The following is a 21,811-nucleotide window of genomic DNA, read 5'->3' as shown; positions in this document are numbered from 1 at the left end:
TTTATCGAAGTAAGCTACGCATCGCGTCTGGATTACGCATTAGACAAGTTTAGTTGTTTTGCGGCTTTAACGCTTTGTTAAAGCTGCGACCTTTGATCTCAAGCATTTCCAGCGTGGCGGCGTCGTACTCAACTTTCAGGACGCTATTGTTGTACAGAATTTTCAATTCATACACCCAAGCATCATCATCTTCTTCAAGCTCGACCTTGATGATGCGGCCGTATAGGTCGTTTTCTACTGCGGCGTAAAGTTCCGAAAATGGTCGTATATATCCTTGTTGAACCGCGCGATAGACCTCATCTTGATCTTCATCGAATTCGATGCGTGTTCCTGGCTTTTCGACATCTTGCACGATGGCGTGGCCATTTTGTGATGTGTACTCGTTGCCATGCTTGGCAAAACTTGGTGCACACATGAATGTCGTGATAAGGCCGAAAAGTAACGCAGAATGTAGAGAAGTCGTTGCTTTATACATAGTCAAACCTTTTCTGGAGCGTTAGCCGCAGTATATCGGATATAGATGAACAGAGAGTGAATCAGCTAATTAAGTTTTGCCATGTGTTGTCGATGTTATTTCAACTCATCTTCAAAAATCTTATCCCGCAGCTTCCAAAAGCGACCAGATTTTCTAGCAATAACAAACTGAGGCAAACGGAAACGATGTTGATTAGCGACAACGCGTGTCGGTGAAGCCTCTTCAAAAGGGCGATGCTTGTCTGCTAAGTGGGGGCGTACGAACTGATCTTTAAACGTTTGTTTTTGTTTTTTGGTACTCAATGACCAAAACTCATGAACTAACGCATTGCCTTCGCCTTGGTATGGTTCACCAGAATACGTCACCTTTAGTTGAGATTTACCATCACTGGACTTAAATACAGATAGGTCCATTTCTGTGCATTCAAAGATTAATGCATCTTTGAGATTAAGGGCTTCTTTTAGCTTTTTATCTGGGTCAACGAGCGTCGCGTCACACTCATGACAAATTCGTGCAGCGATATCGTTGTCCGCACCACATTCACCGCAGTATTTGGCACGAAAACGGTAGCCACAGAGTTCACGTTCGCCTGTGTCTTCATCTTCAAAGTAACCTTGGCAACGTCTGCCAAAATGTTCAACCAAGAAACCGTTACTATCCAACTTACCCCAGAAATTGTTATTGAATCCGCAAGCCGGGCAAGGAATCGTGATAATTTCACTGTCAGAGTCTGGTTTGGGATCACCGACTTCAGGTTGGTATAAATCGTAGCTGTTGCCTGCGTAATCAAGCACTAAACATTCTGATTTTCCGTCTGATAAGCGTAATCCTCGTCCTACTATCTGTTGGTACAGACTGACTGACTCTGTTGGTCGCAAAATCGCGATTAAATCGACATGCGGCGCATCAAAACCGGTTGTCAGTACCGAAACATTGACCAAGTATTTTATTTGGCGATTCTTGAACGCTTGGATGATCGCATCGCGCTCCAGCGTAGGTGTATCACCAATGACGATTTCAGTTTCGCCTTCTGGCAATAAACTGTGGATCTCCTGTGCGTGTCGAACAGTTGCAGCGAAGATCATGACACCTTGACGCTCTTTCGCATATTGCATGATTTGCTCAACAATTTGTGGAGTCGCACGTTTGGCTTTATCGATCACCATGTCCATTTCTGCTTCTTTGTAGCGTCCGGTGTTAGCGGGCTTCAGCTGAGAGAAGTCGTAAGACAAAACGGGCGCATCCATCATGCGGGCTGGAGTGAGGAAGTTTTCGTCGAGCAAGTAACGGATCGGCAGTTCGAAAATACAATCGCGGAAGAATCGAGGCTCTTCGGTTCGCACTTGACCTCGGGTGTGATACTGATAAATCCAGCCCATTCCTAAACGATAGGGCGTTGCAGTTAGTCCTAGCACCTTAATGCCAGGGTTCAGTTCTCGTAAGTGAGTAATAACTTTTTGGTAGCTGCTGTTTTTGTCATCTGGCACACGATGGCACTCATCAATAACGAGCAGAGAAAACTGGTTTTTGAACGAATCTAAGTTACGTACGACCGATTGAACCGAAGCAAACACGACTTGCTGGTCAGTTTCTTTTCGTCCCAATCCTGCTGAGAAGATGGAACCTTTTAAACCATAACCTTCATACTTTGCGTGGTTTTGCTCGACCAGTTCTTTTACGTGGGCGAGGACTAACACTCGTCCTTTCGCAAGGCGAGCAAGTTCTGCGATCACCAAGCTTTTTCCTGCACCGGTTGGCAGCACGATCACTGCTGGTGTCGAGTGTTTACGAAAGTAATGAATAACGGCTTTAACCGAGTCGGCTTGATAAGGACGAAGTGTGTACATGAAAATATGTGAAATTGCTCAACTATTCGAACGAGGAACGCTATAATACCTGACTTTTATACCCAAGTGACCTTTAAACCAAGATTTAGAGATCACTTGGGTATAATTCAATGAGGTATTCATGCGTTTAGATAAATATTTGTGTGATGCTCTGGGTGCAACACGCAAACAGGCAACAAAGATCATCAAAAGTGGAGACATCACCGTAGACGGTGAGGTTCAAAAAAGTGGTGCATTTAAAGTACCTGAAGGTGCGGAAGTGATGTGGGAAGACCGTGTTATTGGTGCTCCTGGTCCTCGTTACATTATGTTGTATAAGCCTGCTGACTTTGTTTGTTCACATGAAGATGGCTACAACCAAACTGCATTCGCATTGCTTGATGAGCCTAAAATTGAAAACCTTCACTTTGCGGGCCGATTAGATGTCGACACAACTGGTTTAGTGTTGATTACGGATGATGGTAAGTGGTCTCACCGTATTACCTCACCTAAGCATAAGTGTGAGAAAACGTACCGTGTTTGGCTCGTCGATGCTATTCAGCCAGATTACGCGGAAAAGCTCGAACAAGGCATCATTTTGCGCAATGAATCAGAAGCAACATTGCCCGCTCGTTTGGAAATCGTGAACGAGGCCGAGAATGAAGTATTGTTAACTATCGTGGAAGGTAAGTATCACCAAGTGAAACGTATGTTCGCGGCGTTAGGAAATAAAGTTGAGTACTTACATCGTGAGCGTATTGGTTCTATCGAACTTGATGAGGCACTAGAACCAGGTGATTATCGCTACCTCACGCAAGAAGAAATTGATTCTATTTGGAATTAATTGTCGGCATGGGAAATTCTTTAGTTCCTAATAGGAACTAGTCTTTTGGTAGGAATTGGCTCAAAATAAATTTTCCTACCAAAATTAGTGCCTAGACAATTCCGGTGTGCTTACTCATCTCAGTGATATGCCTTTGCATTTAGCTGATGCATGCATACTCTTATTGCAAAGCCTTCGGCTACGGTGAATGGAATGATGGTGTCAACGCCATCATTTTTACTGCATTGTGTTTGTTTCCCATAAACACATTTCGCTTTCACATGCTTTTCTATGTCGAGTTCGTCAAGGTCACACCTTGGTACATATTTGCCCTTATGATTCTCGAACGTTGGATAGAACAGGTTTTTGGCTTCTACATTCAGCGATATGAGAACTTCCGTTATTTTCACTTTGTTCTGCAAGTATTGACGGTAGGGCTCCAACAAGAGGTAAAAGAATGACAGAAAAAGCTCAAAGTGCTCCGCAATCCCAAATCAGTTTTCTATTGTTTCTGGTACTAGGAGCGATTGGTGCTTTGACGCCTTTGGCGATCGATATGTATTTGCCTGCGATGCCGACAATTGCGAAAGATTTGGGGGTCGCGCCTGGCGCGGTTCAGATTACGTTGACGGCTTATACCGCGGGTTTTGCGATCGGCCAGTTAATTCACGGGCCGCTTGCCGATAGCTTTGGTCGCAGACCTGTGTTGATTTTAGGCGTACTTTTCTTCGGCTTGGCTGCTGTTGTGAGTGCGACAACAAATGGCATTGATGCGCTGACCTATGTACGTACGGCACAAGGTTTTGCTGGCGCGGCAGCGGCGGTCATTATCCAAGCTGTCGTGCGTGACATGTTTGACCGTGAAGACTTTGCACGCGCAATGTCCTTCGTTACTCTGGTCATTACTATTGCGCCGTTGGTGGCACCGATGATCGGTGGCCATCTCGCGATTTGGTTTGGTTGGCGTTCCATTTTTTGGGTATTAGCTATTTTCGCTGTAGTTGTGATTTTTCTCGTACTTTGGAAAATCCCTGAAACGTTACAGCCTGAAAATCGTCAGCCTCTTCGTTTCCGCACGACGCTGAGAAACTACGCCAGATTATGCTCCAATCCTGAAGCGATCGGTTTGATGCTCTCAGGTGCGTTTTCATTTTCCGGAATGTTTGCATTTTTGACGGCGGGTTCGTTTGTTTATATTGATTTATATGGTGTTCGACCAGACCACTTTGGTTACCTATTTGGTTTGAACATTGTGGCGATGATCATCATGACCAGTATTAATGGTCGCTTGGTGAAGAAAGTGGGTTCCCATGCCATGCTTCGTTTTGGGTTGTTCGTGCAACTTTTGGCGGGGATTGGTTTATTCGTAAGTTGGTTAATGGACTTCGGATTATGGGGCATTGTGCCTTTTGTTGTGCTGTTTATCGGTACATTGTCGACGATAGGTAGTAACGCGATGGCGCTGCTTTTAAGTGGTTACCCATCAATGGCGGGTACGGCGTCGTCTCTAGCGGGGACATTAAGATTCGGTATCGGTTCATTGGTTGGTGCGCTGGTGGCATCACTGCCCGGGAATGTTGCTTGGCCGATGATCATCGTGATGTTTGCTTGTTCTGTGCTTTCAGCACTGTTTTATTGGACTTTAGGAAGAAAGGCGTAATGTCGAATTACACCAAAGAAATTCAAAACTTGGTTAACTCAGCACTTGAAGAGTTAGATCAAGAGCATCGCTCAGGTAAGTTAGCCAATGCCCCTGTTGCGAATAACCATTATTTAGTGCGTTGGGTAACAAAGGCGCTAAAATCACAACGCTTCGGACGTACAGTGGGCGATGACTTAACGCGTTGGCAAAAAGCAGGTCGCTCAAAGGGGAACGATGCTGGTTTGTTGTTTATCTTCAAGCGTATTTCTGCTTTTTATGCGCAATTCTTCCCTGAAGGTGAAGACTCCAAAGTGTTCAAAGATTCAGATATTGAGTCTTTTCTTGATTTGATGGAGCAAGCAGGCTGGGAAGTCTCAACATCTGAGCAACTGATTGGGTGCGGCAAAGTACAAATCTTCACTGAAGGTCAAAACTCTTTAGCGTTATGTGCAGACCAATGCGAAAGCTGTTTTGATGGCGAGTTGCTCGTAAAGCCAATGAGTTGGTTTGTACGCGGCAATCATGCTGAGTTTGTTGAGAAAGCAGCGCAAGCGGGCTTTATGGTTCATAAGGTAACAGACTACAAATCGATGGTGAAATACCATGGCGAGTACCTTATTTTTCCAGCAAACGAAGGCAACCAGTTAGCCGAAATTCCACTCTCGTTCAAAGCTGACTAAAGTGACATTGTGAGTGTTTAGAAGCCCCTGTTATTGGGGCTTTTTGTTTTCTAAACGGTTTGCTTCTTTCGCGATGGCTTTGACCATGCCTTTAAATATGAAAAGATGGGCTGGCATCATTGCAAACCAATAAAGCAGTCCAAGAAACCCTTGCGGGTGCCACCAGGCGGTAATATCCAGCTCTCGTTCGTCACCGAGATCTTTGATGGTAATTTCTAAACGCCCAAGGCCTGGGCCTTTCATACCAAAAAACAGTGAAAGAAACTGATTATTATCGCAGCGAATCACTTTCCAAGAGTCAATAAAATCACCGACTTTAAGCTCTGGTCCAGGAGGAGAAACGCGAATCGGTTTTCCGCCACCAAAAAAGATATCGAGCCATTCACGTGTACGCCACAAGATGTTGGCAAAGTAATAGCCTTTTTCGCGACTCCCGATCTTTTGCGCCACTTTCCATAATGCCGCAGCGGAGGCATGAGTTTTAATGCTCGCTCCAGCTTGTTTTGGGTAATAGCCATATCCTGGTTGCCATCGACGAAGCGCTGCGGGTTCAAACCCCCAGACATTACTGCGTACAAATGTGCCTTCATCTTGAATGGTATCAGTTACCGCTTGCTCGTAGCTGATCAGCGTTTGAGGAAATCGTTCTTCAATCGCTTTGGAGTTTGCAATGTAGTCGTGCTCTAAGCCCGCAAGTAATGCTTTACCGATACTAGTTGGCACTGAGGTAACTAAACCTAGCCAGTACGATGCCATTTTCGGAGTAAGTAGCGGGGTCGACCACAGTCGATACGGCTTGTTCGTGATTCGGCAAATGACTTTGAACTGTTCGCGGTAGCTAAGTGTATCTGGCCCACCAACTTCATAAACTTGACTTTCTTCTGGAGAGGGGGCTTCTGCTAACTTCAACAAATAGTGGTTGAGATTGGGCAAGGCAATAGGGTTCGCTTTTGAGTCGACCCATTTAGGCGCGATCAAAATAGGTAAGTTGTAGACAAAGTCACGCATGATTTCGAAAGCAGCAGAGCCGGGGCCGATGATAACGCCTGCACGCAATTCAGTTACTGGAATACCAGACTGTCGAATTATTTTTCCCGTGGCTTTACGAGCGGCTAAATGGCGAGAGTTTCCGGTTTGAGGTTGAATGGCACTCAAATAGATAACATGCTCGACGGAGCTTTGTTCCAACGCATATTTGAAGTTCAAAGCAAGGTTTAGTTCGTACTCAACAAAGTCATCACCTTGAGCCATCCCGTGCACGAGAAAAAATACTAAATCAAAATCGTTCACTACAGCCTTCGTGATCTCTGCGTCAGCCAAGTCGAGATACCTTAACGTTAAATTAGGGTGATGCTGAGTTCTTGACTCTAAATAATCAATATGTCGCGCCGCTGCTGTGACGGCGTAACCTTTATCTAAAAGTAACGGAAGAAGTTGAGAGCCAATGTAACCCGAGGCGCCTAGCACCAACACCTTTTTCATTATCTGTCCTTTTATCGTTGGTGGAATAAACACCACAGAGTATAATCATGAGACACTTTCCCCATTCTATCAATAAGTTGTCGTTGGAGCGCTTGTGACTTTTCTTTCTCAACTCTCAATACACGCAGATAAAGCATTCTTACGTCGTTTATTTGCAATCGCGTTACCAATTACACTGCAAAGCATGATGTTTTCTAGCCGAAGCCTCGTCGATGTTCTTATGCTTGGTCAACTTGGTGAAGCAGAAATTGCCGCTGTTGGAGTTGCTGCGCGCGCGACTTTCGTCACCACCATCATGTTAGTTGGGGTGACAACGGGCGGTGCGTTGTTAACCGCTCAATATTGGGGGGCTGGCGATAAAGTTGGGATGCGTCGCAGTACCGCTTTGACATGGATGATCGCAATGATGTTTGCTGCGATTGCTGTTGCTTTGTTTGTTGTTTTTCCACAACTCATCATGAGCTTGACTACCGATTCACAAGAAGTGATTGAATTAGGGGCCAGCTATCTCATTATTTCGTCGGTTAGCATGTTTGCTGTTGCATGTGTGGCCAGTATGTCGGTGGGCCTAAGGGCGATGCACCAACCAGGCCTAAGCACTTTTTTTAGTGGTATAGGCATTTTATCTAATGTGTTTCTTAACTGGGTTTTAATTTTTGGTCAATTAGGCTTTCCTGCTCTGGGTATTACGGGAGCAGCGATCGCAACGGTAATCAGTGGCGCGATCGAAGTAGGTTGCTTGTTTGGTTATCTATGGTTGAAAAAACACATAATCGCATTTGGTTGGGATGATATACGCGCAGGATTGGTCTTAGATAAAATTACGCGTTTCTTGAGCCTCTCTTTGCCAACCACATTTAACTTCTTGGCGTGGGCTGGTGGGCTGTTTGCTTATCACGCCATCATGGGGCAAGCAGGTGTACAAGGTTTGGCGGCACTTTCCGTAATGACACCTGTTGAGTCGATCGCATTGGCGATGATGATTGGTTTATCGAATGCGGCTGCAGTTCTAGTCGGGAACCAGCTCGGCGCTCGTAATTTTGAACCCGTTTATTATCAAGCATGGGCTACGGTCATTTTGAATGTGCTTATCGCATTTGTGGTCGCCGTCTTGTTGATAGTGTCAAATCAATGGATCCTTAATGCGTTTAGTGCACTGACAACGGACACTCGCGAGCTAGCTGAACAGTTTATGGTGATTCTTGCGTTGGGTGTCGTGCTACGCTCGGTGCCGATGATGGCTATTGTTGGTGTATTACGTGCGGGCGGTGATGTTAAGTTTTGTTTGTATCAAGACATCTTGGCGCAGTGGGTGATCGGGATTCCACTCGCAGCATTTGCAGCGATTTATCTCAATTGGGACCCACAATGGGTTTACTTACTCTTTTTGACAGAAGAAGTTGTGAAGTGGGTGATTTGCTTGCCAAGAATGGTTAGCCGAAAATGGATGAAAAACCTGATTGGCCAGTAAGGAGGAACAGAGTTTATTTTGGCTATAAAAATCTGCTCAAAACGTCAACAAAATTAGCAACAGAAAGTGAATCGAGTTGCATTTGTACTTCCATAGTGTGATCAAGCATTCAAAATACTTTCTACTAACAGGATTTTAGTGTAGATTCTGATCCCAATTTTTAAACACCATCCGAGCGGCATAATCAATGTTAAAACTGTCAGACCTATGTAAAGGCTATGTAGACGGGGGAGAGTTTCACCCTGTATTACAAGGGGCAGAATTAACATTGCAGCAAGGCGACCAAGTTGCTCTGATGGGAGAAAGTGGTTCGGGTAAAAGTACTCTGCTGAATTTAATCGCCGGATTAGATACTGCTGACTCTGGTGAAGTGCAGTTTCCAAATTTTGCTATGCATGAAGCACCGGAGCATTTAAGAACCCTTTATCGCCGCAACAATATTGGGAATATCTTCCAACAATTCAACCTGCTTCCTACACTTAATATTGCCGACAATATTCGTTTTTGTCGTCAGTTAAAAGGTCTGCCGGAAGATAAAGAGTTGTGGCGTCAAATTCTTTCTGCTTTGGACTTAATGCCATTGCTAGGACGTTATCCGGAAGAGGCGTCTGGTGGTCAGCAACAACGTGCGGCGATTGCTCGTGCACTCTATATGGAACCCAAAATCCTGCTTGCTGATGAGCCAACTGGTAGTCTAGATGAGCGAAACGCAGAAGCAGTAATGCGCTTATTAACGAGTCTCGCTCGCCAACTGGAGTGTACTTTGCTGTTAGTGACGCACAGTGAAAAAGTGGCCGCCCATATGGAAGGAAAGATTCGACTTCAAGGAGGGCAGCTACATGTTATGGCCCGTAGTTAAGGCACTACTCGGTCATTACCGTCGTTACCCTCTACAAATTATTCTTGTCTGGCTGGGATTAACTTTAGGCGTGTCCCTCCTTGTTGGTGTTACTTCTATCAACCAGCATGCAAAACAAAGTTATGCTACTGGGGAAAAGCTTTTCTCCAATCCTTTGCCATACCGAATCCGAACGAAGCACTCTGCCAATAAAATTCCTCAAGGTTTCTATATTCAGTTACGTCGAGCTGGGTTCAACCAATGTGCACCGTTTGACGTGCTGCATCTAGATGCCAAGACCGATATGAGCCTGATGTTGGTGGGGATAGATCCTGTCGCGATGATCCCACTACAACAAGGAAAATCGCTAGGTGAGATGCCTGTTTTATCACTAATGAAGCCTCCTTATCCTATTCTCGTTAGTCAAGATTTGGCCGCTTACATGAGTTGGCAGGATGGGGACTTCATTGAGATGAATGACGGAAGCCGTCTTGGGCCTATTCAAGTAGATAAGGACAAGATGCTTTCGGGTACTCGGCTGGTTACTGATATATCGTTGTTGCGTATGCTCAAGCGGAGCTCAGGTTTGTCTGCGATTTCTTGTGGCGAAATGCCAGAGGAAAAGCTGATAGCACTGAAAAACATGTTGCCAAACGGAATGACGCTCGTTAGGAATACGCGTACTGAGCTTGAGTCGCTAACTAACGCATTCCATATGAATCTCACCGCGATGGGAATGCTGTCGTTTTTGGTCGGGTTGTTTATTTTTTATCAAGCGATGTCTCTGTCTTTCATCCAGCGACAACGTTTGGTCGGTATTTTGAGACAGACTGGTGTTAACGGAACACAGTTAGCACAAGCCTTATTGCTAGAGTTGTCTTTGCTCGTCTTTATTGCGTGGGCGTGTGGTAACTTTTTTGGCTTGATCTTAGCGAATGAACTTATCCCAGCAGTGTCTTCGAGCCTGAGTGATTTGTATGATGCCAACGTAGGTTTAACCATAGGATGGTCATGGCAATCTAGCTTATATAGCCTAATCATGGCAGCGATGGGTGCGTTGATATCGTGTCTGTGGCCATTAATCCGTTTGCTGAAGTCACAACCAATCCGCCTTTCTTCTCGACTGTCGCTAATGCGATTTGCTGGAAGAGAGTTCTCTTGGCAGGCGCTTGCGGCATGTGCGTTTTGTGTCGCTGCAATAGCGGTATATCAGGCGCCGAAAACACAAGAAACCGGCTTTGCAATTATTGCGCTGATGTTGGTTAGTGTGGCGTTGTTTATGCCATTTATTATGTGGCATATGTTCCAAAGTTTTTCTTATACCATGCGATGGGTTCGTGTCCGTTGGTTTTTTGCTGATGCAGCAGCCAGCATGAGCTATCGCGGTGTGGCTACGATGGCGTTTATGTTAGCGCTGGCGGCAAACATTGGTGTAGAAACAATGGTCGGAAGCTTTCGAGATACAACCGATAAGTGGCTAAATCAGCGATTAGCCGCTGATGTATACATCTATCCGACTAACAATTCAGCCGCTAGGATGAGCGCATGGCTCCAGAATCAGCCAGAGGTGAACTCGGTTTGGTGGCGCTGGGAAAAAGATATGCCGACCGAGCATGGTGCTCTGCAAGTTGTGAGTACGGGCTCTTCTGAAGGTGAGTTAGACTCACTTACCGTCAAGTTAGGTGTCCCAAATTACTGGTATCAACTGCACGCTACCAAGAGCTTAATGGTCAGTGAGTCGATGGCCTTGAAGCTGGATATCCGCCCTGGCGATTTCATTAACTTGCAAGAACCGCTTGGTGGTGATTGGCAAGTCGTAGGCGTTTACTACGATTATGGAAACCCATATAACCAGGTGATGATGTCGCACCGGAATTGGCTGTATGCATTTGCAGGTACGGGTAATGTTGGTCTTGGCGTAGTATTAAAAGATAACGTCAATGGAGAAGGGCTGAAAAATCGCTTAGAGAATGTATTCCGTCTCCCGCAAGATCGTGTGTTTGATAACGGTAATATTTATAGCCAAGCAATGAGAGTGTTTGATCATACCTTTGCGATAGCAGGAACCTTGGGCAATATCACGCTGATAATTGCCGTGTTTGGTTTATTCTTTGCGACGTTGGCAGGAGAACTTTCACGGCAGCGGCATTTTTCCTTATTAAGGTGCATGGGTGTGTCCGGAAAAGAACTTGTCGTATTAGGTGGTTTGCAGCTATTCGTCTTCGGAGCCATTTCTGCGATTATTGCAGTGCCGCTCGGCTTGGCGCTCGCACATTTGATCGTTGATATTATCATTAAGCAATCATTTGGCTGGTCTCTAGAGCTTCAAACGATTCCATGGGAGTATGCTCAAACCATTGCTTGGGCGATGCTTGCCATCATGGTTGCTGGCGCATTGCCAGTTATTAGAATGATCAAAAGTACACCGATGAAGTCATTAAGGGACGCGTTGTAATGAAAAAAATGGGCTCTAAAAAACGCTTGTTGGTTTCAACGCTCATTGTTGTTACGTTCGCTTTTCTGACTGGGGCTGCTTTTTACTCAACTTTTTGGTTAGAGGCGACAGCAACACGAGAAAGCGAACTTGATTCTATCTTAACGCGTGAAAATCAAACGATTTTCGAGCCTGTACTACCTAATGAGCATGTCTCTTTACCCTCAGACTTTCGCTTTCATCCCGAGTATCAGCATGAATGGTGGCACTACTTTGCGAAACTAAAAGATGAGCAAGGCAAGATCTACAATGTTCAATGGAGCTATTTCAGGGTTGCGACGGACGAGCGAGAAACCAGCGGTTGGCAGAACCCTCAATTGTACATTTCACATGTTGTCGTCAGTCATGGCTCGCATGTATGGAAAGAGCAACGGGTAGCTAGAGGTGGGATAGGCCAAGCTGGTATGATCAATCGTCCTTTCAGGTTATGGATTGATAATTGGACTTGGCGATCACTCGGTGCGACGCCTTTCCCGGGCAACTTGAATGTGAATACTGATACGTTTGGACTTGAGCTCAATACCATGACAAGCGGCCCCTTTGTGGTGAATGGAGACAAAGGCTTCCAAGTTAAACATGCGTTGCAATCTGTTGCTTCTTTCAGCTTCAGTGCTCCATTTTTAAAAGTAAAAGGCAGCTTAAGCTTAAATGGTAAGCGATTCTCAGTGACGGGTTCTGCTTGGGCGCAAAAAGAGTGGGGCAGCGGCTTAATTGGTGAGGGGCAACAAGGCTGGGATTGGTTTGTTTTCAATTTAGATGATGGTCGAGCATTAACTGTTAGCCGTTATCGTCACCATGGGCAAACACCGCACGTGTTTGGCACGTTGTCGACACGCTCAGGTAAAGTCATCAACCTCTCAGACGATGATATCAGTATTAAACCAATGCAAGTGACCAGTTTATCCAATGGAAGAAGGTTACCTTTGCAGTGGATTATCAATATTCCGAAGCATCAAATTAATTTGACTACCCGTATTATCAAGTCAGATATGTGGCTACCCTTTGTAATACCTTACTGGGAAGGGCCTACTTTAGCTTCCGGCTCCAATGAGGCTTGGGGCTTTATGCAGCTGACAGGCTATTGAGTTGTGAAGAAAACCACCCCCTACGGGTGGTTTTTTAGTGCGCGAAGCTTCCTAGCTTTTTCTCAAAAGTACGGGGTTATCATGATGGTACAAGCCGTGTTATGCTGATTTTCTCATCATCTTGATAAATATTTGGTGCGACAAGTACAAATACGATCTCCGATCAAAATTGAGTGTCATGTTGGAAAATACGATGTATAGTAAACTTAACATCGAAAAAACCGAAGTTTATACTCTGAAGAAGCGATTATTCTAAAGTTTTCGACAGCTATACACTCTTATCACTCTTTGTTAATCGTTTATTAAGATAATAAATATAAGGACGAAACCATGAACGATGTCATTCGTGACTTTTTCAAAATGGAATCAGCAGGTGGTATTCTTCTCGTAATTGCAGCGGCAATTGCGATGACCATTGCTAACTCACCGCTGGGCGAAACTTATCAATCTGTACTGCATACTTATGTATTCGGTATGTCAGTTTCTCACTGGATTAATGATGGCCTAATGGCTGTTTTCTTCTTACTTATTGGCCTTGAAGTGAAGCGAGAGCTACTTGAAGGAGCGCTAAAATCAAAAGAAACCGCAATTTTCCCTGCGATTGCAGCGGTTGGTGGTATGTTAGCCCCTGCTCTTATTTACGTTGCGTTTAATGCTAACGACCCAGAGGCGGTTTCTGGCTGGGCCATTCCAGCTGCGACGGATATTGCATTTGCTCTAGGTATCATGGCGCTACTAGGTAAGCGCGTACCAGTAAGCCTTAAAGTGTTTTTGTTAGCTCTCGCTATCATTGACGATTTAGGCGTGGTTGTTATTATTGCACTGTTTTACACAGGTGATCTTTCTAGCATGGCGCTGCTTGTTGGCTTCATCATGACTGGTGTCCTGTTCATGTTGAATGCGAAGGAAGTAACGAAACTGACGCCATACATGATAGTCGGCGCGATCTTATGGTTTGCGGTACTTAAATCTGGTGTTCACGCAACACTTGCAGGCGTAGTGATCGGCTTTGCTATTCCTCTTAAGGGTAAACAGGGCGAACATTCCCCACTTAAGCACATGGAGCACGCACTTCATCCATACGTGGCATTTGGTATCTTACCTCTATTCGCATTTGCAAATGCGGGGATTTCGCTAGAAGGCGTATCGATGTCAGGCCTAACTTCAATGCTGCCATTAGGTATTGCTTTGGGGCTACTGGTTGGTAAGCCTCTAGGTATCTTCACCTTTAGTTGGGCAGCTGTGAAAATGGGTGTAGCTAAGTTACCGGAAGGCATTAACTTCAAGCATATCTTTGCGGTCTCTGTGTTGTGTGGTATCGGTTTTACAATGTCTATATTCATTTCCTCTTTAGCGTTTGGAAATGTAAGCCCTGAGTTTGATACCTATGCTCGACTAGGTATCTTAATGGGCTCGACGACAGCCGCGTTACTTGGCTACGCGTTACTGCACTTTTCTTTGCCTAAGAAAGCGCAAGCGTAAGATACACACTGTTTAGTAAAGCCTCCCATTCGGGAGGCTTTTTTATGTCTGCAGATTGGCACATCAACTACTTCAGGGTGGTTACTTTTGTGACCAACTAAGGTCTAGCTTATGGAGTCGGGGCAAATCATCGAAAGGGGCGTTTGGTAAATCTATAGGCGAAAAAAAGCCCAGCCGAAAATTTGACTGGGCGGATACAAACATAGGAGTTAATAAGAAAAAAGCAGCAACGTAACAATTAGATGGAAACAAGTTTGACGGCCAGTGAAACTTCAAATGCCCTAACTGTTACGTATATTCAGACCGAGCCTTTTCCAAACAGTTCCATTTTTTTTCAAAAAATTTCTACTTAATGCTTTCTAGCTTCTTACACACCCGAAAGTAATAGAAAAATCGAGATGGATTACCAACTTGGCGAAGTTACTAACTTCTGTGTTTCTCATTTTATCTCCCCTAGAACCGAAGATGTATTTCATACTCTCGTCGCTCACTCCGAGCCGCCAAGGCTATTGTTAGCGTTTCAATTGCGCTGGACTGAGAAATTTGATCGTTTTCTTCTGACAAGCTTCACTGGAGTATTCGATTGAATTTCAAAAGATTAGATCACACCTTTTACTGTCTGGTCAGACCAATTGGTTAAAGTGTGATGTTAATCATTTGTTAATCTTAAGTTTCGGGAGTATATTTTCAAACAGTTGTTTAATACGAGTGATTAAAATGGCCCCGAGAACATCAACAAAAGAAAAAATACTCGATGTCGCAGAAGGACTCTTTGCTGAACATGGCTTTAATGATACTTCGCTAAGAACGATAACAGGTAAAGCTAACGTTAACTTAGCATCGGTAAACTATCACTTTGGCGATAAAAAAACGCTGGTTAGAGCGGTTTTAGATAGGTATTTAGAAGCACTAATGCCGAGCATTAAGACTTCATTAATTGAGCTAAACACGCGCGATAGCTACAACATGGACGATGTCTTTGAGTCATTGCGATTACCTTTACGTACATTAAATGATGTACGCCCAAATGGTACTGCGCTATTTATGTTGTTAATTGGCCGCGGTTATACAGACGTTCAAGGTCATCTACGCTGGTTCATTACCACCAGATACGAAGAGGTACTAAACCTTTTCACTTTCTCGATAATGAAGGCGAACCCGGAACTATGTGAAGAACAGTTGTTTTGGCGACTGCACTTCACGTTAGGGACCTGTGTATTTACGATGGCTTCAAGCCAAGCTCTTTCGGAGCTGGCAGAAAGTAAGTTTGAAAAGGAAGTCGATGTGAAATCTGTCGTCGATTTACTGATTCCATATTTGTCAGCAGGAATGTCAGCAAAGCAGTTGGCATAAGACAAATAAGAAAGTTAAACCAATAACAAGATTATACCCCGAGCGGTTACGTGAACAAAAGGATCTGAACTATGAGCTCTCTACGAAGAAAATGGATTAGTGACCCGGCTTTTAAAGTGTTCAAAAAAGTATTGCCACCTCTGTCTAGCACCGAGAAAGAGGCGATGGAAGCGGGTAGTGTATGGTGGGATGCCGAACTATTCTCAGGCAAGCCAAACTTCACAACATTGCATCATTATCCAACGCCTACACTGACGGCAGAAGAGCAGTCATTTATGGATAATGAGCTTGAAACCCTGCTAGAAATGCTTGATGACCAGAAGATTGTCAAAGAAGACAGGGATTTACCGCCTGAAGTATGGGAGTACCTACGTAAAGAGCGATTTTTCTCTTTGATCATCTCGAAAGCATATGGTGGTCGTGAATTTTCCGCTTTGGCGAACTCAACCATTGTTTCTCGTATTGCGACTCGAAGTATCAGTACCGCGGTATCGGTAATGGTACCGAACTCTCTTGGCCCTGGTGAGCTGCTATCGCACTATGGTACGCAAGAGCAAAAAGATTACTGGTTGCCTCGTTTAGCTGATGGTACAGACATCCCTTGTTTCGCCCTAACTGGCCCTGAAGCGGGTTCTGATGCGGGTGGCATACCTGATCAAGGCGTGGTTTGTTACGGCACCCATGAAGGCAAAGAAGTGCTTGGCGTGCGAGTTAGTTGGAATAAACGCTACATCACGCTTGCGCCAGTTGCGACAGTGCTCGGGTTAGCGTTTAAACTGCAGGACCCTGAAGGGCTACTTGGTGACAAGAAAGAGGTTGGCATTACATGTGCGTTGATTCCCGCTGACCATGAAGGTGTCGAGATAGGCGAGCGCCATGATCCTCTGGGGTCTGCGTTCATGAATGGCCCAACTCGTGGTGAAGATGTCTTCATCCCTATGGACTGGTTGATCGGTGGCGCTGATTACGCAGGTAAAGGTTGGCGTATGCTGGTTGAGTGTCTTTCTGCTGGTCGTGGTATCTCTCTTCCAGCGCTTGGCACAGCGATTGGTCACCTTACTACACGTACAACAGGTGCTTATGCTTACGTGCGTAAACAGTTTGGAATGTCGATCGGTAAGTTTGAAGGTGTTGCAGAAGCAATGGGGCGCATTGGTGGTCTTACTTACCTACTAGAAGCGACGCGTACGCTAACGACGACTTCGCTCGATATGAAAGAAAAACCTGGGATTGTAACCGCGATTGCCAAGTACCACATGACGGAAATCGCGCGTACCATTCTAAATGATTCGTTTGATATCCATGCGGGTCGTGCGATTCAAGATGGCCCAATGAACTATCTTGCTAAACATTACCTTGGTATCCCGGTTGCTATCACCGTTGAAGGCGCGAATATTCTGACTCGTAACCTGATGATTTTTGGTCAAGGTGCGACTCGATGTCACCCATATGTTCTAAAAGAAATGGAAGCAGCGGCGAATCCAGATTCTGAACAAGGTGCGAAAGAATTTGACAACTTACTCTTTAAACACATCAAGCACGCGCTCGGTAATACATTCGGTGCATTTGGTGCAGCACTAACTGGTTCTCGATTTGTTAACGCGCACATGAGTGGCCCAACGCAGCAATACTACAAAGACATTACTCGTCTCAGTCGTGCACTTGCAGTAAGTGCAGACTTTGCGATGTTAACCTTAGGTGGAGACTTGAAGCGTAAAGAAATGATCTCCGCACGTTTGGGTGATGGATTAAGCTATCTATACATGGCATCTGCTGCCTTGAAAAAGTATGAAGATGAAGGCCGTCAACAAGGCGATCTAGACTTCGTTCATTACGCTGTTCAACACTGTTTGTATAACGCTTCTAAGTCATTAAATGAGGCTTACACCAACTTCCCTGTGAAATACGTTGGCGGTGTGCTTAAGGGGCTATTGTTCCCGCTTGGTAATCATTTCAATAAGCCAAGTGATGAGCTGTGTGTGAATTTGGCTGAAGCGATGATGACGCCAGGCGCGCAACGTGATCGCCTCACGCATCTGTGCTACATCGGAAAATCAGAGGATGACAGCGTAGGCTTAATGGAGAATGCATTCCTTGCAATGTACGACATTAAACCTTTGGAGCGTAAACTTATGAAGGCTGCGAAGGATGGTAAAGTGGCTCGTAAAGGTCTGCTGCATGACCGTTTGCAGCAAGCATTTGAAGCAGGCGTGTTAACTGAGCAAGAAATTGATCAAATCATGGCTGCAGATAAATTGCGCTACAAGGCGATTCAAGTTGACCACTTTAGTCATGACTTTTCTGAAGTGCGAACTCATAGCCCAAAAAAGTCGCAGTTGAATCCGGCGGCATAATAGACAACTAATGTTAAGAAAAGCACCTCAATGAGGTGCTTTTTTGTATTCTTGGGGAGTGGATGGTGGGATAGTGCTCCAACCACTTGCCTTTTAAGAGCATTTTTACAGAAATTAGATGCGAAATCCCAACGAAACTTTTATCCTAACAAGGTTTTTTAAAGGAAGTTGAATATGATCATCAAACCTAGAATTCGTGGATTTATCTGTACTACAACGCACCCTGTTGGTTGTGAAGCTAACGTAAAAGAACAAATTGCGTACACCAAAGCGCAAGGTCCAATCAAAAACGCACCTAAGCGTGTTCTTGTTGTTGGTGCATCAAGTGGCTACGGTCTATCTTCTCGTATCGCTGCGGCATTTGGTGGCGGTGCATCAACTATCGGTGTTTTCTTCGAAAAAGAAGGTACTGAGAAGAAACCAGGTACAGCAGGTTTTTACAATGCCGCTGCTTTTGAAAAGCTAGCGCGTGAAGAAGGTCTGTACGCAAAAAGCTTAAACGGCGACGCTTTCTCAAATGAAGCGAAACAGAAAACTATCGAGCTGATCAAAGAAGACTTAGGTCAAATCGATATGGTGGTTTACTCACTGGCATCTCCAGTACGTAAAATGCCAGAAACTGGTGAATTAGTTCGTTCATCTCTTAAACCTATCGGTGAAACTTACACATCAACGGCTGTTGATACCAACAAAGATGTGATCATCGAAGCTAGCGTTGAGCCTGCAACAGAAGAAGAAATCAAAGACACTGTCACTGTAATGGGCGGTGAAGATTGGGAACTTTGGATCAATGCGTTGTCTGATGCTGGTGTTCTTGCTGAAGGTTGTAAGACCGTCGCGTACAGCTACATTGGTACTGAGCTAACTTGGCCAATTTATTGGGATGGTGCACTAGGTAAAGCAAAAATGGACCTAGACCGTGCAGCGAAAGCGCTAAACGACAAGTTAGCAGCAACAGGCGGCAGTGCCAATGTTGCGGTACTTAAATCTGTTGTAACTCAGGCGAGTTCTGCAATTCCTGTTATGCCACTGTATATCGCAATGGTATTCAAGAAAATGCGCGAAGAAGGTGTACACGAAGGCTGTATGGAACAAATTTACCGTATGTTCAGCCAACGTTTATACAAAGAAGACGGTAGCGCGGCAGAAGTTGATGAGATGAACCGCCTACGTCTGGATGACTGGGAACTTCGTGACGACATTCAGCAGCACTGTCGTGAGCTATGGCCTCAAATTACGACTGAGAACCTAAAAGAGCTGACTGACTACGTTGAGTACAAAGAAGAGTTCTTGAAGCTATTTGGTTTCGGCGTTGAAGGCGTAGATTACGAAGCGGATGTGAATCCAGCAGTTGAAGCCGACTTCATTCAAATCTAATCGAATCACAGACTAGATAACCAATAAACAAAAGGCGCTCATTGAGCGCCTTTTTGTATTTCATAGTCAAAGTGAGTATTAACTTAGTATTATCAGTATCGTACCAGCTAGCGTCATTAAAATATTCGCAATCGCATAGGTACCCGCATAACCAAGGGCTGGGATGGTGGACTTAGCGTAGTCGTTAACGACATCCATAGCTGGAGCGCAAGTACGGGCGCCAATAATGGCACCGAAGAGCAGGGCACGGTTCATCTTGAGTACGTGTGCGCCAACTAAGTAAGCCAGAACCACAGGCACAACACTGACAATAAATGCCAAACCAATGACTTTTGGTCCTACTTGCGTTAGGTGCTCGAACATCTTTCCACCTGCACTTAGACCAATTCCCACCATAAAGAACATTAACCCTAGATCTTTGACCATATTCAGCGCCCCTTGTGGGACATAACCGAAAGTAGGGTGATTTGCTCGTAAGAAACCAAGCGTAATACCGGACAACAGAAGACCCACCGCATTACCCAAACTGAAAGACACCTGACCGAACGTCATTGTGATGAGGCCAAACAGAATACCCAAAATAAAGAAGCTACAAAAAGCGAGCAAATCGGCCATTTGACTGTGGATCGAGATGAAACCGATTTTTTCCGCCAGTCCATGTACTCGGCTTTTCTCGCCGCTCACTTGAAGGACGTCACCTTTAGCGAGCACAATGTCTAAGTCCATAGGCATTTCAATCTGAGCGCGAACTACGCGGTTTAAGAAACAGCCAAACTCAGACAAATTCAAATCCGATAAACGCTTACCAGCGATAGCGTCACTTTTTACGACGATTTCTTCTTCAACGATGCGCAAATCAAGCAAGTTACGGTCGAATACTTCTTTACCATTACGGAAGCTAGGGTCTAAGCGAGCATGGCTGTCAGGGAAGCCAACCAGTGCAATTTCATCTCCCTCTTGCAAGATAGCATCACCATCTGGGTGGGCGAGAATACCATTGCGACGGATTCGTTCAATGTAACAGCCAGTTTGACGATAAATACCCAGTTCTCGCAAGTTTTTACCATCAGTCCAGTCAATTAGCTCTGGGCCCACTCGGTAAGCTCGAATAATGGGTAAATACACTTTTCTCTGGCTTGAATTTCCAAGGCCACGCTCTTGTGCGATTTGCTGCGCGGAATCAGAAAGGTTTTGTTTTTGCAGTTTTGGCAACAATTTAGCAAACATGATCATGCTAATTAAGCCGACCAGATAAGCCATCGCGTAGCCTACGGATAGATTTTCTAATACCAGAGAAAATTCCATATTCCGCGGTATAGTCGCAAGGCCAGAGTTAAGAGCATCTTGTGCACCAACCAGTACTGGCGTTGCGGTCAATGCGCCTGCCATCATACCGGCGGATAAGCCAAAATCGAGGCCGAAATAGTGACTCAAGCCATACGTTAAGCTGACCGCAGACACGAGAACAGTCATGCTTAAAATAAAATAATGCTTACCATCTCTGAAGAATATACCAAAAAAGTTTGGTCCAGCTTCAATGCCAACGCAGTAGATAAACAGCATAAAGCCAATGGTTAAAGCTTCTGCATTAAATGAGAAACCAAGGTGGCCCATTACCAAAGAGGTAATAAGAACGCCAATAGAGTTGCCTAATTGTAATTTGCCAAATCGAATTTTTCCGATGGCAAGGCCAATGGCTAATACGACGAAGATTAGAAGGATAGGGTTTTGCTCGAGAAGGTATACGACGTCTATGTTCACTGTGTGGCTCGGTAGAGTGTGTGCCAAAAAAGATTAAGAACTGTGAATTGTAACTAAATATAGCAAAAAGATAAGTGAATTTTTTTAGGTTTTACCATTAGTTGACTTAACGTAATAACCAGCTGAAAAATAATAAAAAAGCCGCATGAAGCGGCTTTTTTAAAAACAGTCTTTATTACTCGTCAAATAGACCTAGGTGCTCTTTCGCGTATGCTTCGAACTCGTCGCAGCCACCGATGTGCTCTTGGTCGATAAAGATCTGAGGAACGGTTTCAACTGGTTTACCAACTGTTTTCTCAAGATCTGCTTTAGAAATACCTTCAGCGTGAATATCAACGTAACGGTAGTTGAAGTCATCACGTTTTGCTTTTAGCGTTTCTGCGTGCTCTTTTGCACGAACACAGAAAGGACATGCAGGGCGACCAAAGATAACAACGAACATAATCTTATTTCTCCTAAATCTATTCTTTTTTGAAAGCGTACAAAACATAGCGGCTGAGTGCGCTTTCTTTTGTTGGAGTAACTATGCCCGATCCAGATACGGAAATAAAGCGGCAATTACCTCTTGGTTCTATAGGTGAAATCTATCGAATAAAAACTAAACGCGTGTTCTTATTTTACGGCTCTGAAGTATGTGAAGTGACGCATAAAAAGCATACATTCTAAAG

Annotated in this window: 16 protein-coding genes; 11 read left to right on the top strand and 5 right to left on the bottom strand. The window is 44.7% G+C overall.

Annotation, left to right across the window (positions count from 1 at the left end; all coding sequences use genetic code 11):
* Positions 1–49: 49 nt before the first annotated feature.
* Entirely contained in the window at positions 50–415 is a 366-nt protein-coding gene (locus R7O13_RS09970; protein ID WP_372008595.1) for a PepSY domain-containing protein, read from the bottom strand.
* A gap of 155 nt (positions 416–570) precedes the next feature.
* Complete coding sequence (locus R7O13_RS09965) at positions 571–2,322, bottom strand: DEAD/DEAH box helicase (RefSeq protein WP_206953201.1); 1,752 nt, start codon at positions 2,320–2,322, stop codon at positions 571–573.
* Positions 2,323–2,443: 121 nt separating this feature from the next.
* Here R7O13_RS09965 and rsuA point away from each other — a divergent pair, with 121 nt between their 5' ends.
* From rsuA to R7O13_RS09950, 3 genes are all read left to right on the top strand, one after another.
* Entirely contained in the window at positions 2,444–3,145 is a 702-nt protein-coding gene (rsuA, locus tag R7O13_RS09960) for a 16S rRNA pseudouridine(516) synthase RsuA (protein ID WP_033905117.1), read from the top strand.
* A gap of 436 nt (positions 3,146–3,581) precedes the next feature.
* Complete coding sequence (locus tag R7O13_RS09955) at positions 3,582–4,784, top strand: Bcr/CflA family multidrug efflux MFS transporter (protein WP_017820848.1); 1,203 nt, start codon at positions 3,582–3,584, stop codon at positions 4,782–4,784.
* Positions 4,784–5,446 carry a DUF2913 family protein gene (locus tag R7O13_RS09950; RefSeq protein ID WP_005378053.1) on the top strand — a complete coding sequence of 221 codons (663 nt, stop codon included), beginning with the start codon at positions 4,784–4,786 and terminating at the stop codon, positions 5,444–5,446. Before R7O13_RS09955 ends, R7O13_RS09950 begins: the two co-directional genes overlap by 1 nt.
* A gap of 30 nt (positions 5,447–5,476) precedes the next feature.
* On the opposite strand, the gene R7O13_RS09945 is transcribed toward R7O13_RS09950, so the two are convergent.
* The gene (locus tag R7O13_RS09945; RefSeq protein ID WP_318303733.1) at positions 5,477–6,928 is read right to left on the bottom strand and encodes a DUF2867 domain-containing protein; all 1,452 of its coding nucleotides are present in this window, start codon (positions 6,926–6,928) and stop codon (positions 5,477–5,479) included.
* A gap of 94 nt (positions 6,929–7,022) precedes the next feature.
* Here R7O13_RS09945 and R7O13_RS09940 point away from each other — a divergent pair, with 94 nt between their 5' ends.
* From R7O13_RS09940 to fabV, 8 genes are all read left to right on the top strand, one after another.
* The gene (locus R7O13_RS09940) at positions 7,023–8,399 is read left to right on the top strand and encodes an MATE family efflux transporter (protein WP_318303732.1); all 1,377 of its coding nucleotides are present in this window, start codon (positions 7,023–7,025) and stop codon (positions 8,397–8,399) included.
* A gap of 187 nt (positions 8,400–8,586) precedes the next feature.
* The gene (locus R7O13_RS09935; RefSeq protein WP_005378040.1) at positions 8,587–9,258 is read left to right on the top strand and encodes an ABC transporter ATP-binding protein; all 672 of its coding nucleotides are present in this window, start codon (positions 8,587–8,589) and stop codon (positions 9,256–9,258) included.
* Positions 9,239–11,692, top strand: coding sequence for an ABC transporter permease (locus R7O13_RS09930; RefSeq protein ID WP_005378038.1), 2,454 nt, complete (start codon positions 9,239–9,241; stop codon positions 11,690–11,692). Before R7O13_RS09935 ends, R7O13_RS09930 begins: the two co-directional genes overlap by 20 nt.
* Positions 11,692–12,816, top strand: coding sequence for a lipocalin-like domain-containing protein (locus R7O13_RS09925; protein ID WP_042521997.1), 1,125 nt, complete (start codon positions 11,692–11,694; stop codon positions 12,814–12,816). Before R7O13_RS09930 ends, R7O13_RS09925 begins: the two co-directional genes overlap by 1 nt.
* A 330-nt stretch (positions 12,817–13,146) precedes the next feature.
* Positions 13,147–14,298 (top strand): Na+/H+ antiporter NhaA, encoded by a 1,152-nt coding sequence (gene nhaA, locus R7O13_RS09920; protein WP_005378034.1) that lies wholly within the window; start codon positions 13,147–13,149, stop codon positions 14,296–14,298.
* Between the two features lie 717 nt (positions 14,299–15,015).
* The gene (locus tag R7O13_RS09915) at positions 15,016–15,651 is read left to right on the top strand and encodes a TetR/AcrR family transcriptional regulator (protein ID WP_005378033.1); all 636 of its coding nucleotides are present in this window, start codon (positions 15,016–15,018) and stop codon (positions 15,649–15,651) included.
* Between the two features lie 71 nt (positions 15,652–15,722).
* Positions 15,723–18,005: an acyl-CoA dehydrogenase gene (locus R7O13_RS09910; RefSeq protein WP_017634878.1), complete on the top strand. Its 2,283-nt coding sequence runs from the start codon at positions 15,723–15,725 to the stop codon at positions 18,003–18,005.
* 174 nt (positions 18,006–18,179) lie between these two features.
* A complete protein-coding gene (fabV, locus tag R7O13_RS09905) occupies positions 18,180–19,382 on the top strand; it encodes an enoyl-ACP reductase FabV (protein ID WP_005388648.1) in 1,203 nt (400 codons plus the stop codon).
* Between the two features lie 78 nt (positions 19,383–19,460).
* Here fabV and R7O13_RS09900 read toward each other — a convergent pair whose 3' ends face one another.
* Positions 19,461–21,143 carry an aspartate:alanine antiporter gene (locus tag R7O13_RS09900; RefSeq protein WP_005378028.1) on the bottom strand — a complete coding sequence of 561 codons (1,683 nt, stop codon included), beginning with the start codon at positions 21,141–21,143 and terminating at the stop codon, positions 19,461–19,463.
* 175 nt (positions 21,144–21,318) lie between these two features.
* Positions 21,319–21,585: a GrxA family glutaredoxin gene (locus R7O13_RS09895; protein ID WP_005378026.1), complete on the bottom strand. Its 267-nt coding sequence runs from the start codon at positions 21,583–21,585 to the stop codon at positions 21,319–21,321.
* Positions 21,586–21,811 lie beyond the last annotated feature (226 nt).

It is taken from the genome of Vibrio sp. Y176 (assembly GCF_033438945.1).
The sequence above is the reverse complement of the archived record's forward strand: the minus strand, read 5'-3'. Positions and strand labels throughout refer to the sequence as shown.